This window comes from Clostridium sp. CTA-19 (assembly GCF_054767855.1).
Genome location: NZ_BAAABH010000009.1, coordinates 1 through 17,875, shown reverse-complemented (window position 1 = coordinate 17,875; position 17,875 = coordinate 1). Strand labels below are relative to the sequence as shown.

At 27.0% G+C, this 17,875-nt stretch carries 15 protein-coding genes and 1 other RNA gene; 3 read left to right on the top strand and 13 right to left on the bottom strand.

Annotation, left to right across the window (positions count from 1 at the left end; all coding sequences use genetic code 11):
* Positions 1 to 60: 60 nt before the first annotated feature.
* Both ACYUE0_RS06755 and ACYUE0_RS06750 read right to left on the bottom strand, forming a co-directional pair.
* Entirely contained in the window at positions 61 to 1,314 is a 1,254-nt protein-coding gene (locus ACYUE0_RS06755; RefSeq protein WP_157450832.1) for a sensor histidine kinase, read from the bottom strand.
* Positions 1,315 to 1,322: 8 nt separating this feature from the next.
* Entirely contained in the window at positions 1,323 to 2,015 is a 693-nt protein-coding gene (locus ACYUE0_RS06750; protein WP_460269957.1) for a response regulator transcription factor, read from the bottom strand.
* 572 nt (positions 2,016 to 2,587) lie between these two features.
* Between ACYUE0_RS06750 and ACYUE0_RS06745 the strand changes: the two genes are divergently transcribed.
* The gene (locus ACYUE0_RS06745) at positions 2,588 to 3,691 is read left to right on the top strand and encodes a DEAD/DEAH box helicase (RefSeq protein WP_460269955.1); all 1,104 of its coding nucleotides are present in this window, start codon (positions 2,588 to 2,590) and stop codon (positions 3,689 to 3,691) included.
* Between the two features lie 348 nt (positions 3,692 to 4,039).
* Here ACYUE0_RS06745 and ACYUE0_RS06740 read toward each other — a convergent pair whose 3' ends face one another.
* The 7 genes from ACYUE0_RS06740 to ACYUE0_RS06710 all read right to left on the bottom strand — a co-directional run bounded on the left by ACYUE0_RS06740 (position 4,040) and on the right by ACYUE0_RS06710 (position 11,289).
* Positions 4,040 to 5,221: a macrolide family glycosyltransferase gene (locus ACYUE0_RS06740; protein ID WP_460269954.1), complete on the bottom strand. Its 1,182-nt coding sequence runs from the start codon at positions 5,219 to 5,221 to the stop codon at positions 4,040 to 4,042.
* A gap of 37 nt (positions 5,222 to 5,258) precedes the next feature.
* Positions 5,259 to 5,684, bottom strand: coding sequence for a helix-turn-helix transcriptional regulator (locus tag ACYUE0_RS06735; RefSeq protein WP_199869524.1), 426 nt, complete (start codon positions 5,682 to 5,684; stop codon positions 5,259 to 5,261).
* 597 nt (positions 5,685 to 6,281) lie between these two features.
* On the bottom strand, positions 6,282 to 6,389 hold the full coding sequence (locus tag ACYUE0_RS06730; RefSeq protein WP_010293485.1) for a MetS family NSS transporter small subunit: 108 nt from the start codon (positions 6,387 to 6,389) through the stop codon (positions 6,282 to 6,284).
* A 27-nt stretch (positions 6,390 to 6,416) separates the two neighbouring features.
* Positions 6,417 to 7,898 carry a sodium-dependent transporter gene (locus tag ACYUE0_RS06725; RefSeq protein WP_460269953.1) on the bottom strand — a complete coding sequence of 494 codons (1,482 nt, stop codon included), beginning with the start codon at positions 7,896 to 7,898 and terminating at the stop codon, positions 6,417 to 6,419.
* Positions 7,899 to 8,670: 772 nt separating this feature from the next.
* A complete protein-coding gene (locus ACYUE0_RS06720; protein ID WP_460269952.1) occupies positions 8,671 to 9,942 on the bottom strand; it encodes an NUMOD1 domain-containing DNA-binding protein in 1,272 nt (423 codons plus the stop codon).
* A 103-nt stretch (positions 9,943 to 10,045) separates the two neighbouring features.
* Positions 10,046 to 10,399: a transfer-messenger RNA gene (ssrA, locus tag ACYUE0_RS06715) on the bottom strand.
* Between the two features lie 449 nt (positions 10,400 to 10,848).
* Positions 10,849 to 11,289 carry a hypothetical protein gene (locus tag ACYUE0_RS06710; RefSeq protein WP_061996860.1) on the bottom strand — a complete coding sequence of 147 codons (441 nt, stop codon included), beginning with the start codon at positions 11,287 to 11,289 and terminating at the stop codon, positions 10,849 to 10,851.
* A 973-nt stretch (positions 11,290 to 12,262) separates the two neighbouring features.
* On the opposite strand from ACYUE0_RS06710, the gene ACYUE0_RS06705 reads away from it, so the two are divergent.
* Together ACYUE0_RS06705 and ACYUE0_RS06700 are read left to right on the top strand one after the other, a co-directional pair.
* Positions 12,263 to 12,706 (top strand): MarR family winged helix-turn-helix transcriptional regulator, encoded by a 444-nt coding sequence (locus tag ACYUE0_RS06705; RefSeq protein WP_082761306.1) that lies wholly within the window; start codon positions 12,263 to 12,265, stop codon positions 12,704 to 12,706.
* Positions 12,707 to 12,969: 263 nt separating this feature from the next.
* Positions 12,970 to 14,151: an amidase domain-containing protein gene (locus ACYUE0_RS06700; RefSeq protein WP_460269949.1), complete on the top strand. Its 1,182-nt coding sequence runs from the start codon at positions 12,970 to 12,972 to the stop codon at positions 14,149 to 14,151.
* A 67-nt stretch (positions 14,152 to 14,218) separates the two neighbouring features.
* On the opposite strand, the gene smpB is transcribed toward ACYUE0_RS06700, so the two are convergent.
* The 4 genes from smpB to ACYUE0_RS06680 form a co-directional block, all read right to left on the bottom strand.
* Positions 14,219 to 14,689, bottom strand: a complete 471-nt coding sequence (gene smpB / locus ACYUE0_RS06695) for an SsrA-binding protein SmpB (protein WP_061997028.1) — start codon at positions 14,687 to 14,689, stop codon at positions 14,219 to 14,221.
* Between the two features lie 142 nt (positions 14,690 to 14,831).
* A complete protein-coding gene (locus ACYUE0_RS06690) occupies positions 14,832 to 15,215 on the bottom strand; it encodes a DUF6385 domain-containing protein (RefSeq protein WP_460269948.1) in 384 nt (127 codons plus the stop codon).
* Positions 15,216 to 15,284: 69 nt separating this feature from the next.
* Positions 15,285 to 17,057 carry a glycosyltransferase gene (locus ACYUE0_RS06685; protein WP_460269947.1) on the bottom strand — a complete coding sequence of 591 codons (1,773 nt, stop codon included), beginning with the start codon at positions 17,055 to 17,057 and terminating at the stop codon, positions 15,285 to 15,287.
* Positions 17,058 to 17,122: 65 nt separating this feature from the next.
* Positions 17,123 to 17,875 (bottom strand): DUF6385 domain-containing protein (locus ACYUE0_RS06680; protein WP_460269945.1); only part of this gene is annotated, 753 nt, incomplete at its 5' end.

Genomic DNA, 17,875 nt, shown 5'->3' with positions numbered 1-17,875 from the left:
CACCTTCCTCTATATTTATCAATATACTCCTTAATTCTTACTATAATATAAATACCTTTCTTACAAATTAGTAAGAAAGGTAACTGTAAATTTACTTCCTTTTTCTTTTATACTTTCAACTTCTAGGAACCCTCCTTGACCTTCTATTATACTTTTAGAAAGTGCTAAGCCTATTCCTATAGAATCTGTCTTCTTCGTCTCTCTTCTACCTTTTCCTTTATAAAATCGTTCAAAAATATGTGGTAAATCTTCTTTTTCAATACCTTCTCCATTATCACTTATGGTAATTTTATGATAAAGGGAATTATTTTCATAATGAATGGAGATTTCCCCATATCGCGTCGTATGCTCAATTGAATTTTTAAGTATATTGGTTAAAGCCTCACTTGTCCATCCTTTATCATGAATACATGAACCCTCTTCAATGTTCATCTTTAAATTTATTTCTTTTTCTTCTATACTTATTAATAATGGCTCTACAGCTTTTTCTATAGTTTCTTTAAAATCATTATTTATTTTATTGTATTCCACTATTCCACCTTCAATTTTAGCAAGCTTTAATAATTTTTTTATAAGCCATTCCATACGGTATACTGAACTTCTCATTTTGCACCCTATCTTTTCTACCTCATCTTTACCTATATAAGAATTATTAGTCAATGCTTCAGTAAATAAACTCATAGATGTTATTGGCGTTTTAAGCTGATGAGATATATTTGCCAAAGTGTCTTTCAAGAAAATTTTTTCCCTGTTAAGATCCGTTAATGAACCTTCCAATCTTTCTGCCATTTGATTGAAATTATGTGCTAGTACACTAAATGTTCCTTCTCCCATAAATGAAAACCTCAAAGAAAAATCCCCTTCAACTACTTTTTTTATTCCCTGATTTAGCATTTCAACATACACAACAATTTTCTTATAAAAAAATAATACAATTAAATATAATGACAACATAAAAATAAGCAACAAAATATTAATATGTAATTTCAACCTTTCATAGGATTCATTTATATTAGGAATTAATTTGATGTCCATGTCTTCCTTATAACCATAAGACTTCAAAATTTGTTTTCCCTTTTCATAATCCTTATTTTTTACACCTTGTGTGAAAATTGCAGTGACTTTATCTTCATCAATAGCTTGAGAATTTGAAAACAAACCTATTAAAGCGTAACTTTCATTAATATAATTCTTTTTAATTTTTTCAAAGCTTATATTAATAATGATATTTAATGTAATTATTAAAACTGTTATGGCTATAACCCATATTAAGCTAAATTGCTTTAAAAAGTTATCTTTATACATACCCTTCATTTTACCTCTTACTCCTCTATAACATTTTTATTCCACTTATACCCCAATCCTCTTAGATTTACTAAATAATTTGGCTTTGATGGTTCATCTTCAAGTTTTTTTCTAAGCCTTCTTATATACACAGCAGGGGTATTTTCATCCACAAAATCTCCGTGAATATCCCAAAGTCTATGGAGAATTTCTTCCTTAGAAATAACCTTATATGGATACCCCATAAAATATAAAAGCAACTTATATTCCACTGCTGTTAAAATAATTTCTTTTTTGTTTTTATAAACTTTTGCGTTCAATGTATTTACTTCTATATCTCCTGAAATAAGCTTTGTTTTTTGATAGTTGCTTGTCCTTCTAAGTACTGCCTTAATTCTTGATAAAAGCTCCTTTACCCTAAATGGTTTCACAACATAATCGTCTCCACCAAGATCAAACCCTAAAACTACATTAACTTCCTCATCTAATGCTGTTAAAAATATTATTGGTACTTTACTTTTTTCTCTTATATACTTACAAAATTCATATCCATTACCATCTGGTAATCCAATATCTAAAAGAATAAGATTAAACTCTTCATTAAATATCTCCTTTGCACTGCATACGTCTGCAGCTCTTATTACCTTTAAACCATCATTTTTTAAATTATATTCAATGCCTAATGCAACAGCTTCATCATCCTCCACTAGTAAAATTTTAATATTACCCATAATTTCCCCCTATTTTAATAATTATTTGCACTAAATTTAATTAACTTTCCACATTACATTTAAATATTTGACTAAAAAAATAATCACAAATTTCTGAATTTTGGAAGTTTAGTTCATCTGTTCGAAATTCATCAATATCACTTTCCCTTATCTATTTAATTTTGTATTTCCTTTATCCATATTATAATTTATTTCTTAATTTATATGTAATTTTGTTCATCTAATACTTATGTGCTAAGTTTGTCATCATCTATTAACTTATAATAAGTAATAAAATATTTGTATATTTATATACAAATACATGAATACTAATATTAAAAATTTAAATTGGAGCTTGTTTCCCTATATTATACATTTTTTTAAATTCAATTGCTTTTAAAATCTGACTTTTACCAGGCATTTATTAAATTAACTTTATAATTAATAAATAATATTAGTCTTAATTATTGCCGTGTGATATTATTAATAGATGTACAAATAAAAACTTAGACATGTTAAGAATATTGATAAAGTTAACAGTAAAACTTTTTAAAATCTTTTAATCATGTCTTATAAACGAAAGGTAAGAAACAATGAATTTTAAAGAATTAGGAATTAATGATGATATTATAAATATATTAAAAAAATCTGGCATTACAAAACCAACACCTATCCAAGAAGAAAGCATTACATTTATAAAAGAAGGAAGAGATGTTATAGCTGAAGCTCAAACTGGCACAGGAAAAACCCTAGCATTTTTATTACCAATGTTTGAAAACATATCCCCTAGTCTAAATACAGTTCAAGGACTTATTGTAACTCCTACAAGAGAACTTGCAATACAAATAACAGAAGAAGCTATGAAATTAAAATCTGCTAAAGATATAAATATATTAGCTCTATATGGTGGAAAAGACATAGGTTCCCAACTAAAAAAACTTAAAGGAAACACTCATTTAATTATTGCAACTCCTGGTAGACTTCTAGATCATCTTGACAAGAAAACTGTAGACCTTTCTAAATTAAAAACCTTAGTTTTAGATGAAGCTGATCAAATGCTATTTATGGGATTTAAAAATGAAGTGGAAAAAATCATAAAAGAGTGTTCTAAAAAACATCAAACATTATGCTTTTCTGCAACTATGGATTCTGCTGTAAAAAAACTTGCATATAGATATATGACTGATCCAACAGTTGTTGCTGTAAAAAAAGAAGAAGTTACTCTTACTAACATTAAACAAAATGTAGTTGAAACTACAGACAGAGAAAAATTAAATTCACTATGTGCTGTATTAAAAGAAGATAATCCTTTTATGTCAATAATATTCTGTAGAACTAAAAGAAGAGCAGATGATCTTGAATTATCTCTTGCTAAAAATGGTTTCCGCTGTGAGAAACTTCATAGTGATGTACCTCAATCTAAACGTGAAAGAATAATGAAAGCTTTTAGAAATGCAGATATTCAATATTTAATAGCTACAGATGTTGCATCTAGAGGATTAGATGTTAGTGGCGTAACTCATATTTACAACTATGATATTCCAGAAAGCGTTGAATCATATATTCACCGTATCGGTAGAACTGGAAGAGCTGGTGAAAGTGGTTATACATGTCTTTTTGTAGATCCTAAGAATGAAAGAATGCTTCAAGAAATAGAAGAAGCTATAGAATTTAAAATTGAAAGAAGAGAACTATAAAAAACATATATTTGAAATTAAAAGACCACCTTATTATGTGGTCTTTTTTGATTATATAAAATCTTCATATATCTAAACTATTTTTTACTTAAGGCATATGAAAAAAATAATAATTTAAAGATTCTAAGCATATTTGTCACGAGACAAGCAAATAAAATTAGTCATAGTAGGGCTATCTCTGGATTTTACCTGCTAAGTATTCATTGTAAATAAGTAATACTACTAGCTTATTATTCATTTGATTATGCCTAAACTTTATAGATTTTTATTTGATTTTTTACATTATTAGTATTTTATAACTATTAGTTATTCAAAATAGTTCCATTTTAATATACCCAATACCTATAACTAATTTTGACTGCTCTCATATATAACCTTTAATATCGCATCAGCCCCTCCTTTGGGACCTTCTGAATTCTGAAAGCTACTTGCTATTTTATTTGCATTTTTTTTATATTCATTATTATTTATAACTTGCATAACTGCATCTTTAATATATTGGGATTTATTCTTTTTTAACATAACCCCTGCGCCTAAGTAAGCAACTCTTTCTGCTACCATTTTTTGTTCTGAATGCTGTGGAAATAATACCATAGGGACCCCATAATACAAGCTTTCATTAGCGCTATTCATACCACAATGACTAATAAATACATCTGTTTTTTGAAGTATCATAATCTGCTTAACACTATTTTTAACCTTAAAATTATTTGGTATATATCCTAAATCTTTAATATTAGTACCATTGCCAACAGACATAACTACATCAACATCACATTTTTCAAATGCATTTATACAGTTCTTATAAAATTTAATATTTTTATTATTTACTGTACCAAGTGAAATATATATTAACTTCCTATTTATCTTTTTAGATTCTACAATCACCTTAGGCACTGATGGTCCTATAAAAGAATACTTATCAGAAAAAGTCTCCACCAGTGGCTGAAATTTCTTTGATGTGTACACGATAGTATTTGTATCATTATCATTTGCAATCATGGAAATGATATTCTTAACATCATATCCACTATTTTGCAAAAGCTTTATTTTTTTATTAATACGATTCATACCTAAAATCATAATTATAAATTCTTTTAAACCTTTTTTCATCAGCTTTGCTGTATTCTCATTAAATGCAAAAGTTGTTGTAGAACATACATATGGAATATTAAGTTTTTTTGCAAATAGCTTTCCCCAAAAGCTTAACGAATCTGATACAATGCAATCTGGATTAAAAACTTTAAGCTCTCTACAAATTTTTTCATCTAAAGCTAAAGTAGTATCTGCAACCATCTCAATTAGTGCCGAGAAATCCTTACCAATTTTTTTTTCATCACTAGGATGCAATTGGGGAAGATACTCATCACAACAAATACATTTTGCTCCAGCGCCTTCGATTTTATCTTTGAATTCATTAAAAGAGTAATATAATACTTCATTTCCTCTATCTACTAACTCACGAACTACTTCAATTGTAGGATTAGTGTGTCCATGTGCTGGAATATTGAAAAACACTATTTTACTCATATTTTAACCATCCTTTTTATAAATTTTCACTTTAAAATTATTCTTCCTTCCTTGCTATTCCTATACTACCTACAAAATTTATCAAATCACGTTGATGAACAATTCCAATTCCTCGTTCCTCATCCCCTAATATCAATAACTTATCTCCTACTTTTATATTAAATATCTCTCTTGCTTCCTTTGGAATAACAATCTGACCACGTTCTCCAACTACAGCAGCTCCAAAAAAATGCTTTCCTTTAGGAGGTACTACAATCCCTGATTCTTCTTCCGAATGATTCACTAAATCATCTATCCTGACATTATACAATTTTGCAAGTTTAACGCAACTATCTATATCAGGTGTAGATTCACCATTTTCCCATTTTGCTACTGATTGTCTAGAAACATTAATTTTTTCAGCCACGTCCTCTTGTGTATATTGGTGATTTTTTCTTAACCTCTTTAAATTCGTACTAATCATACTTTTCATACCTCCTATACTTATTGTATTCAAAATATAGCTTAAATTCTATCAACTGAACTTAACATTCAAGTATATGCTTATATATATTAATTTTTTATTTATCATTCCTAGCTGATTAAATTATACTCTTCTATTACTTCCACTACCTTATGTTTACATAATCCTCTTAGCATTTATTTTTTTTCTATGCTTTAGATTTACTACCATCATTCCATAAGTGTTATTTTCCCAGCTCCATTATGTCCTAAAAGCGCCATATACTAGGCTTGGGATTCAAATTCACATCCTTTATAGCCTTTAAATTTTTTGTTGCTTTATCAATTTTAAATTTCATATTATATATCCTTAAAATAAATAAACCTTTGCCCTATCACTAGTTTATCAATGATGGGATAAAGGTTTATTTATGATTCATTTATAATTTATAAAATTTGCAGAAATAGGTACATTAAATGTCTTAGAATATAGAAACTCAAATTCAATTTGTCCACTTGTTCAACAAATCTTATATACTCATTTTGTAATTCTATTGATAGAATGTAAACATATATATTATAAACACATTATTTAAATCCGTTATAACTAATATATTACTTAATTTGCTTTTCTCTCATTCTTAATAGTTATAGCTAAAGTTACCATAAACCCGCCCCAAAGAATTACTGCTCCTAATATAAAAAATCCTATTGATACACTTGTCATTTAAATCATCTCCTTACTACTTATATTCTATAGCTTACTATTCTTCCAAGGTTTTTTACTAATTAATAATCCACCTATAATTCCAAGAGCTATAATAGCCCAGCCATACAATAATAAAGATATTAATTCATAACCTCCATAAGGATTTTTAAACTCATTTATAAGACTTTGAACTAAAATTATTGTTAATAAAGTAGGTGTTACATATTTTATAATTACATCCCACCACTTACCGATTTTAAAATAAGATATTTTATTTGTATGTTCTCTTATAACCTTAGGCTTAATTACCCATCCGATAACAAAAGCTTCTAATAATCCAACTACAACTATTCCATAATTGTTTATAAAATTGTCCATAATATCTAGTAAATATAACCCTGCATTACTTGCAAATACTATAGTTGCAACAAATCCTATTAAACACATGCATGTAACAACTTTTTTACGTGATCCACCAAACTTATCTATTATAGCTGAAGATATTGCTTCTACTAAAGAAACTGATGATGTTATACCAGCAAACACTAGACAAGAAAAAAATAAAACTCCTAATATATTTCCCCATATACCCATTATTGTAAATACCTTAGGGAAAGCTATAAATGCTAGCCCTATTCCATCTGTAACAACTTCTTCCATAGGTACCCCTTGACTTGTAGCCATTGCACCAAGTATTGCAAATACTCCTATAGCCGATAAAAATTCAAATCCACAGTTAGCAAATGCAGTCATAAATGCACTATTATTTATATCAGTCTTTTTAGGTAAATAACTTGAATATGTCATCATTATACCGGTACCTATACTTAATGAAAAAAATACTTGTCCATATGCAGATATCCAAACTTGAGGATTTTTTACCTTATTCCAATCTGGTGTAAATAATGTATTTAACCCAACACTTGCACCTTCTAAAGTAATTCCTCTTATAACAATTATTATCATTACTACTAATAGGGCTGGTAATAATATCTTGCTAGCTTTTTCTATCCCAGATTTTATTCCTTTATAACATATAAACCAATTTATAATCCATATTATCCCAATACCTATTAATATAGGCCAAACTATTCCTCCAAAATTAAGTGGTGAATCTGATAAATTTAAGAAATCATTATAAAAAAATGAATTAGAATCCTCACCCCAACCTTTAGTGAAACTCATAGTCATATATTTAATTGCCCAACTTAGTATCATTGAGTAATAGCATAGTATAACTGACGAGCTAATTATTGGCCACCAACCTATCCATTCAAATTTTTTGTTTGCTCTTGCTAAAGAAAGTGGTGTTGAACCTTTAAACTTGTGTCCCATTCCGTATTCTAATATTAAAAGTGGTATTCCTGCTGTAAATATGGCACATAAATACGGTATTAAAAATGCTCCTCCTCCATTTGAATATACTACATAAGGAAATCTCCATATATTGCCTAAACCTACTGCTGATCCAATTGCAGCAAGTATAAATCCAATTTTAGTTCCCCATTGCTCTCTATTTTCTTCCATTTCATTTCCTCCTAAGTTAAATTTATTTATTTCGCATAACTATTAGGTCAACAGCCTATTTAGGTCTATTGCTAAAGTTTTGCTATAATATAAAACAAAAGCCCCATAGTTATATATAGAGCTTTACACCTAGGATATAATTAAAGCCCCATATTAATCTATGAGGCTTTAATTATCAAAAAATATAATAATAGCCTCATAATAATTCTATGAGGCTTACTTTATGTAAAATAAAAATTAGCCGTCATAGATACAATCATCTAGTGTAGCAATTGCATCTATGACAGTAATAAATCTAAATTTATATATCAATAAACACAATTGCTAAATTAATTCGGCTACTAATAAGAGTACTCTATTAAATTTTGATGTTATTGTTGTATTCCAGCTTGTAATTTTCATAATATTTCCTCCATTCTTTAAATTATTTTTTATTATATTCCCACTATTTACTTTTGTCAATATATTTTTATTGCCAAATAAAAAATAATGAATGTTAATTTATATAAATATGAATTTTAAAATGCAAATAGTTTAAACTATAAGGTTCCAAGTTAACTTTTAAAATTATCCATTCCAAAACTTGGATACCTGAAATAGTGAGACATGCTCCGAATCACTTAGAATTCAATACTGCATCTTGTATGAACATATTTTAAAGTTATTGGATAAATTTAAATTAGAGCTTGTTTCCCTATATACTTAAGTAATTATATTGTTGGAGTGATTTTAATGAATGAAGTAGAAAAATCTTATATTGCAAATTTTAATTTTATATATATTTCCAACTAAACCCACAACAAGTTTTATATTTACCACTAATGGCTCTTTGAATGGCTTGAAATGTAACATCATAAAATAATGCAGCTTCTTTACAACTATTCCAAACTTTAATAAGGTTTCCATCTATATCATATTGAGCAACTTTTTTAGATTGTTTACTCATTTTTGGCTCAGTATATTTCCATATAAAATTACAACAAGTTTTTCTTTCACCATTACAAACTTTACGTATTGCCTTTGATGTAGTGTTATAATGGTCGGCTGCTACCTTAGCATTTTCCCATGTTCTAATAAAATTTTTATTTAAATCATACTGTTCAACTGTCTTTATTACTTTTGACTTTTCAATATTACAAATTTTTTTACAACCTAAAACATCTTTTATATCTATACATTTCTCAGTAAATTCCTTATATTCATCTAAATATATCCACCTAAACCTTTTATACGATTTATGCTTTTCTCTATGTTCACAACATCTTAAAATAGCAGTTATATCAAATTCTTTTTTTAAAGATTTCAATGTATATTCTCCTATATAATTTGCTTCATTATCTAATTTTACTATTATCCTAGATTCCTTCTCCTCTTTTTTTGTATCTATACAATTTATATAGTTTAGAAATTCATCCCATTTATCTTTTTTTCTTTTCAAGTAAATAGTTGCATCATTATATAAAATATCTACTGCATTTCTATACTTTCTGCCTGAAAAACTTATTTGATAACTCTTAGGTGAATGTTTATTTATCAAAATATCTTTATCCGAATTGAAAAATTTTTTAATTCCCCAAAGCATATCATATGTACCAATAAACTTTATTTCACATACAAATATTGGACTTTTTCTATTTTTTCTTATTTTTTTATAAGTTGATATACATCCATCGCCATCCATGTAACCTCTAATAAAATGCTTTATTAAATTACAAGATACTATTTTCTCTGATGGAAACCTTAGAACTAATGATTTTCTAGGTAAACATCCTAATTTTATTAAATCATTAGCCATTTTAGTACTTCCAATGTTAATAGAAACATAGCCCTTTTTATTTACATATATGGGTCTATCGGAATTTATATCTTTTAGAAATTCTTTTAAAAGATATTTATCATCTCTATGTAATTGTATTATTACTATTTTATTATTTTCACTTCTTTCAGATATACACCCATCTGCATATAAAAATCCTAACCAGTATGCTTTTCTTTCATTATCTATTTTTTCAAAGTATGAATCATCTTGTATATATTTTTTCATAACCTCACCTGAATAATTTTTTTAATATTACTTTTCGCAAAATATTATTAATTATTCCTATAAATATAAAAAATCCACGATAAAAAATTATCGTGGATTTTAATGGTGGAGGCGAGGGGTATCGAACCCCTGTCCGAAAGTAGACCAATTTGAGCATCTCCGAGTGCAGTCTGCATTTTAACATTCCCTCCAGGTAACGCCTGCAAACAGGCTTTACCTTTTAGTAGCTTCATAAATTCCGTCCATAGCTCAAAGCTTTGCTAAGTTCGGTTCCCCACTATTTGACGCCCTATCCTAAGCCGTGGGACTCAAAGGTAGGACGAACAGCTAACTAGGCTGCTAATGCAAAATTATCTTCTGCGTTTACATTTAGTGCATATTTTATTAACGAGGCCACATGCGTCCCTCGACTCGCTTCTCAAACCCATCTTACCCCCGTCGAAGCCATAACGCCCCCATGTTGTAATTGGATTTAAACGCTTTTTGCATATATTAAATTGTATTACTATTTTAATCCTTTATTACACTATTGTCAACTGATATCATTTGCCATAATTTTTTCTAATTATATCTATATAGTTTTAAAATAAATTCTAAAATTATTCATTTATCAAGTGATAAAAATAAGTACAAATAATGGATAAAACTAAGAATCAGTTTCTTAAAATAAAAAATACGTTTAGTATTATTAGGATTATAGTGAGTACTAATCACCACAGCTCTTAACTAAAATAAGTGTTAACTAGCAGTAAAATATTAATTTTAACTTTTCTTATTTCATAGATTAATAAGTTTAAAATTTAACTTGGAACCCTATATAGTTTAGAAAAGTAAAACTATACATATACTTATTTATTAATTTATATGCATAGTTTTATTTAATATTATATCTTATATTAAAATTTTTCATTTTATATTATTTATCTTTTGTAATTCTAACATATCCTGAAATTTTTTCATTGTTTTATAAGGATATTTATGGAAAATAACTATTAAACTTGACACTGTTGGCAATAAATATATAACTATTTCAATTTGACCTAAGCAATACCTATTGAAAAAAACATATATCAAATTCCAAAGCACTATTTGTAATATGTTGAATAAAATCGATATTTTTCTATAACTTTTATACCATTGTTTGTTACGAATTTTCTTTTCGATCTCTATAAATGTAAATATTTTCAAAAGAGCTATGCTAACTATAAAGGTTAAACTAACTTTACTAATCATCTGAATATTAACTAGTGAATCTGTTAAGATATAACTTGCTAATTCAGTAAAATTCAAAGTTATTGTTAACAATGTAAGCATAATCAAATTTAACCTATAGATACTTCTCTCCATATTACTCTCCCCTTCTTTCAAACAATAGTATTTATTATACTATCGCAATTAAATTAATTTATGTACTAAACTAAGTATCTATATCTACATAATAATTTTCAATAAGGTATAGTCAATAGAATTTTATATTTATCCTTATTATTCATTTTAATCTATAAACTGGATATTTTTTTGTTTCACTATATTATAACAACTTTTAAATGAAATTTATACATTATTTCTTCATTTTTTGTTAAAAATTGTATACGTTAACTTTTGTATTATTTTTACTTTAAATAATCTTTGATATAAAGTTCCAGGCTTGAATCTAATCTTACTCATTTATTAAATGATAAAATTTAGAATTAATATCGTAATAATTTTAATTTATATTTTCTCCCCAAATATTCCCTTATTTATATTTCGTTTGTTATAATTTTTTTTTAATACTTATATAGGACTTTTTTATTTTTTAAAATAAATTAACTGAATATACTTAAGTTAAAACTTAATCTATTAAAACACTTATCTATATGTTAAAATAATCTTGAATATGGACAATATTGATTTAATTTTTGCTTTTCTTTATTTTTAAAATAAGCTTGAATTATAGGGTTTCAAGTTTACCTTTTAAATTACTCATTTTAAAACTTGGATACCTAAAATAGTGAGGCATGCTCCGAATCACTTAGAATTCAACACTGAATCTTGTATGAAAATAGTTTAAAGTTATTGAATAGATTTAAATTGGAGCTTGTTTCCCTATAATATTAATACCATAAAATTTTGTATGTATAATGTGAAAAATATTTTACACCATACATATTGCACTTATAAAACTTTATATTTTTATTACCACTATTCAAATTTAAAGCATATGAAATAAAGTAAAAACAAATAACTTTATTTATTATTTAATTGAATATGCATAACTAAATTTCACTTGTTATATTAATTAATCCAACGTAAATATTGCTGTAAAAGGAGAATTACTATGTTTACACAAACTGGAGCGAAATGGCCTGAAAAAACATTAAGTATTAATATATCTATTTTTTATAAAGATTTTCAAAAATACTGTGAAGAAAAATTGAAACCTTTTAAACTAACACCAGGGTTATATAATTATCTTTTATTTATATATTATAATCCCGGATGTAATTTGAATGAAATAAGCACTCATTTAAAAGTAGATAAAGCACTTACAACAAAAACTATTAAAAAGCTTTTAACATTAGGATATGTAGACAAACTTATCAATGAATACGATAACAGAGCCTTTAAAGTATATCCTACAAAAAACTCTATTAATATGATGGAATATTTAGTTACTATATTCGAACAATGGGAAGAAAAAATAACAGCAAATCTTTCAACACACGAAGTTAATAATTTCAACGAGTTTTTTCTTAAAACCCTTCCTAACTTAAATAGATAATGCTTTTAGTACATATTTAAAATAAAAAAGAGATTAATTTTTTAATTAGTCTCTTTTTTTATTTAGACTATTAAATTTTTATAAATAATAATAAATTCTTTACTTCTTTCAAATACTATAATGAAACCACATACAAATTTTATTGATGATAATAAATTAGGCATATTAAAAAAATTCCCAATAAAAGATTGAAAACATATTTAATAGCAATATTGTCTTATTCTTTACTTGATTATGCCTTAAATAAAAGGAGATTTTTATTTATGAATTTTAAATTTAAAAATAAATTTTCATATGTAGTCTTTATAGTATTTTTAATCTACATATTTTCAAGTAGTACCTGTTATGCTCATTCCCTTTTAGATTCTAATGACGATATAAAAAGTTATATAGAAACACACTTTAAAAATAGAAATAATTCCATACTAGATGGTGACATAAGTTTGGTTAAAAACAATTATGATACATCATCAAATAATGGTAAATATGCTCTTGACCATGAGATACGTAGAATAAAATATCTTAGAGATTGGGCAGGAGAACGTGGAATAAAATTTACGGATATACAATCAAATTGTGATTTCAAAAATTTAAATTGTAATAATAACTCATATGATTTTAGAGTTGATGAAGAATGGATTTTCAAATATGTTTATGAAGATGATATAAATTCAACTGAAAACTTATTTGGAGTAAATTTGTTTCATATAATGAACTTAAAAAAATCAAATAATAATTATATTATTTCTAAAGAGTGGTATTTAGATTGTTTTGAAGATGCATTAAAATCATATGACGGTTGCTATGAAGGTACAACATTAGATAATCCTAAAGATAAAGTTTTCAACTTTGAAAACATAAGAAATAATGACGGTATTAATACGAATAGTTCTTCTAAAAATTATAATAAATTTAAAGCTGTAGAATATTCCGACAGATACTGTGGAGTCCCTTCTTTAAGCAATAATCCTGAAAAATACAATAAAAAATATATTAATTTTACTGGTTCTGGTGGAAATTGTACTAACTTTATATCTCAGTGTCTAGGCGACATAGAAGGTGGTAATTTATCTCAAGATTATACTTGGTATACTACTAATAAAACTCATACTCACAAAGATTATTCACCTGCATGGGTTAATGCAGATGCTTTTAAAAATTATCTTTTATATAGTGGCAAAGGTTCATTAATAAAAAAAGCCTCTTTTGAGGAATGTTTAAAATTTAATGAATCTACTGGCAAAAAATACATTGATTCTTTAGAACTTGGAGATGTAATTGCATACTCTAAAAAAAATGATATAGATCATAATGCTATAGTTACAGGTTTTGATAGTAAAGGCTATCCTCTTATAAATTCACATACTGTAGATAGATATCATGTTCCTTTTGATCTAGGTTGGGGCGATAAAGATATATATTTCTTATTAATTCATATAAAATAAAAACTTATCTTATAAAAATGGATATGTCACCTACAATGCTTATATTGTAAGTGTGACATATCCATTTCTAGTACCTCGATCTTTCTTTTAATTGTCTATCAATTTCTCGTTTATGGGCCTTTTCAAGCATAGAATCTCTCTTGTCATAGCTCTTCTTACCTTTGCAAACTCCTAAATTGACTTTAACTTTTCCATCTTTTAAATACAGTGCCAATGGAATTAAAGTATGACCTTCTTGTTGAAGTAACCCTATAAGTCTTCTTATTTGCTCTTTATGAAGTAACAGCTTTTTCTCTCTAAGTGGATCAACATTAAATATATTACCTTGCTCATACGGACTTATATGCATTCCAACTATAAAAACTTCTCCGTTTCTAATTTCAGCATAGCTTTCTTTTATATTTGCTTTTCCGGCCCTTATAGATTTCACCTCTGTACCAACAAGAACAATTCCAGCTTCCATACCTTCTTCAACAAAATAGTCATGTCTAGCTTTTCTATTTTCTACTAAGGTTTTAGTCCCTACTCTTTTAGCCATATAAACACCTACTCTCAACTGTTATAAAAATTACGACTCTTTATTATTTTATGGTATCATAGATTATTTTACATTTCTACTAATTTAATAAATTATAAATACAATTAATAAATAAAGTAACTAATTATAATTTTATATTATACTAACCACTTATCTGTTGTTGAATATTAATTCTAAACTTTATCTCTCCATCACTTTTTCCTTGAATTCTTATATATTTAGAGTAGTACCTTGGAACAACAATTTCTGTTTCATTTGGATGAACAGAAATAACAGGTTCATTTATTATATAGTTTTCCCCATCAGGACTAACATAAACAAAAAATTCTTGGCAAGTATCACTTTCATTTGTTATAAAAATAGTTGTCTGATGTGCAAATGCAACTTTTATATTTGGAGTACTTACACATTCATATCCTTCCAACAACAATAATACTTCATAAAATATTGTTTTAAAAAAAGATTCTATTTTAACTATTGCTAAACCACATGGAATTTTTAATTTTAAAAAATTATTTTTATCCATATCAACACCCCTAATATTTTATTAAATAAGGAATTTAATAAGATTAAATTCCTTATTTAAATTTAAAATTTATATGAATAAATTTTTGTAAAAAATATCTAATGTTACTTCATCTATAACTTCAAATTCTTTAAAAGATCTTGTAATTTCTTGTACTGCAAGTGAATAGTATCCATATCTATGGTATAGCTTAGCTAATTCTAGTAATACCTTATTGGAGTTTATATAGTTTAAACTATTAAGCATTTTTTCGAATAACTGAAAATCATTAGTTGATAATATTATGTCCAATATATTAATTATTTCACTTAAATATTCTTCTGGTAAATCATCTATTGTTATTTTTTCATCTTTAGCTATTGAATTCATAAGCATTATAGATTTTCTTTTCACATCATTAGTTATTTTATCAAAATCTTCTTCATATATCTCTTTATTAGTTAATATTTTTATAATTATGATATATATAATACCAAGCTCATAGTATGGAGACTCTTTTGGAAGCCTTCTAAATTGATAATAAGCCTTAATATATTCTTTAGTATTAAATAAGCACTTTCCTAAAACAAATACACTTTGATCCGTCTCAACTGCATTAAGCTTATCATTTAATTCTTCTAAAATCCCATTATAAAGTTTAGCTTCCATTAATATCATAGATAAAATAACAACTTCACCTTTATTTTCTAAATCAAAATAAATTTTTAATTTTTTAACTGTTTCCTTTTCATCTTCTAATATCTTAAAATATGATTTTGCTAAACCAGTATATTCTGGCCAAAAAGATTTATCACATAAAATAGCTTTTTTATAATTTATTATAGCTTCTTCATAATCACCTAAACTATAATGTATTTCTGCAATATTATAGTAAGCTCTAAATGTGGCACAACCATTTAAAAATGTTAAATATATAGGAGATTCGCCTTGTTCAATAGCTTTTTCATAAGCTTTTATTGCCATAGTATATTTTTTCTGTTTTTCATAAACTTCGCCTTTATAATATATAAGTTCTGTAAAATTCGGATAAAATTCTAATCCCTCATCTATAGCTTCTAATGCCATATTATATTTTTTTAATAAAATTAGAGTCAAAACTCTTCTTAATATTAATTTATCACCATATCCTTGTCTCGCATCCATAGATTTATAAGCAATATCAAAATACTTTAATGCACTTTCAAAATCATTCAAAGCAACATACTCATTTCCCATATTAAAATTAAAAAATGCATTAAATGGGTCTTTTTTTAGTTCTTCTCTTATTATAGTCATATTACGCTCTCTTTTATTTTTTTCTTGAGCAACTGAGGCTATATAACCCTTATGATATATTCTCACTTCTTCTGATGGAAATCTTCCATAATCCATAGGCTTTACTTTATTATTTATTTGCTCATGTATTGCACCTACATATTCATATTGCCCTGTATTTCTTATAAGTCTTAAATTTAAATTACAAGTAAAATTTTTGAGATCAGCTTCTGAGTTTAGGCTTAAAGTTTTAAAAAAATGCCCATCATATTTTGAATTATTTACTATATCTATAAATTTTTCGCTATCTTCTTTTTCAAATTCATCGTCACCATCAAGTATTAATATCCAATCTTTAGTTGCTTTAGACAATGAAAAATTTCTAGCATTTGCAAAGCTATTATCCCACTGATAATAATAAACTTTTGCACCAAAACTTTCTGCAATTTCTACGGTTTTATCTTTTGAACCAGTATCTACTACTATAATTTCATCTGCTAAATCTTTAATGCTCTCAAGACACCTTCCTAAAAAGCGCTCTTCATTCTTCACTATCATACAAACACTAACAGTTTTTTCTTTTTTCATGTTTTATATCCCCACCTTTGAGTAGCGTGTAGCTCAACCGCTACACGCAAATATATTAAAAATTATTATGCTCTTCCAACAAAATAAGCACTTACACTTAAAGATGCTCCAGTATATAATAATCTAGCATTATTAGCATATTTTGATGGAACTATTATTCCATTTCCTCCACCAACTATAGCCACTGTACCTGCAACTAAGTCTGTAACGTATGCTCCATTTACATCAGTAGGTGCCAATTGTATATTTACTGTTATAGGTGTTAAACCATTATTCTGTATATAATATGAATATTCTGAAAGACTATTCACAGTTTCAGTTAATACTGTTCCTGTACCAGTTCCTGTTATATTAGTAGTTGAATAGGTCGTATAATATCCACTTATTGTTACTGTTCCACCAGAAACTGTTATTGGATTTGCTACTGTTACTGTTCCACCTGATACTGTTACCGTTCCTTGTACTGCTGCTGTTACTGTATTTCCTACTAACGCTGTTACTGTTCCTGCTGCTACTGTTACCGCATTTCCTACCGTTACTGTTCCACCTGATACTGTTACTGTTCCTTGTACTGCTGCTGTTACTGTATTTCCTACTAACGCTGTTACTGTTCCTGCTGCTACTGTTACTGCATTTCCTACTAAYGCTGTTACTGTTCCTGCTGCTACTGTTACTGCATTTCCTACCGTTACTGTTCCAGCTACATCYACAGTTCCWTCYACTRCTGCTGTTACTGTATTTSCTACTGTTATCGGATTGGATACTGCTACAGTTCCTTCTACTGCTGCTGTTACTGTATTTCCTACTAACGCTGTTAC

Excerpts from the sequence above, each read along its gene's own strand:
- ACYUE0_RS06705 (WP_082761306.1), top strand. The coding sequence starts at position 12,263 with ATGTTTACACAAACTGGAGCGAAATGGCCTGAAAAAACATTAAGTATT.
- ACYUE0_RS06740 (WP_460269954.1), bottom strand. The coding sequence starts at position 5,221 with ATGAGTAAAATAGTGTTTTTCAATATTCCAGCACATGGACACACTAAT.
- ACYUE0_RS06730 (WP_010293485.1), bottom strand. The coding sequence starts at position 6,389 with ATGACAAGTGTATCAATAGGATTTTTTATATTAGGAGCAGTAATTCTT.
- ACYUE0_RS06745 (WP_460269955.1), top strand. The coding sequence starts at position 2,588 with ATGAATTTTAAAGAATTAGGAATTAATGATGATATTATAAATATATTA.
- ACYUE0_RS06725 (WP_460269953.1), bottom strand. The coding sequence starts at position 7,898 with ATGGAAGAAAATAGAGAGCAATGGGGAACTAAAATTGGATTTATACTT.
- ACYUE0_RS06735 (WP_199869524.1), bottom strand. The coding sequence starts at position 5,684 with ATGATTAGTACGAATTTAAAGAGGTTAAGAAAAAATCACCAATATACA.
- ACYUE0_RS06720 (WP_460269952.1), bottom strand. The coding sequence starts at position 9,942 with ATGAAAAAATATATACAAGATGATTCATACTTTGAAAAAATAGATAAT.
- ACYUE0_RS06685 (WP_460269947.1), bottom strand. The coding sequence starts at position 17,057 with ATGAAAAAAGAAAAAACTGTTAGTGTTTGTATGATAGTGAAGAATGAA.
- ACYUE0_RS06690 (WP_460269948.1), bottom strand. The coding sequence starts at position 15,215 with ATGGATAAAAATAATTTTTTAAAATTAAAAATTCCATGTGGTTTAGCA.
- ACYUE0_RS06700 (WP_460269949.1), top strand. The coding sequence starts at position 12,970 with ATGAATTTTAAATTTAAAAATAAATTTTCATATGTAGTCTTTATAGTA.
- ACYUE0_RS06750 (WP_460269957.1), bottom strand. The coding sequence starts at position 2,015 with ATGGGTAATATTAAAATTTTACTAGTGGAGGATGATGAAGCTGTTGCA.
- smpB (WP_061997028.1), bottom strand. The coding sequence starts at position 14,689 with ATGGCTAAAAGAGTAGGGACTAAAACCTTAGTAGAAAATAGAAAAGCT.
- ACYUE0_RS06755 (WP_157450832.1), bottom strand. The coding sequence starts at position 1,314 with ATGAAGGGTATGTATAAAGATAACTTTTTAAAGCAATTTAGCTTAATA.
- ACYUE0_RS06710 (WP_061996860.1), bottom strand. The coding sequence starts at position 11,289 with ATGGAGAGAAGTATCTATAGGTTAAATTTGATTATGCTTACATTGTTA.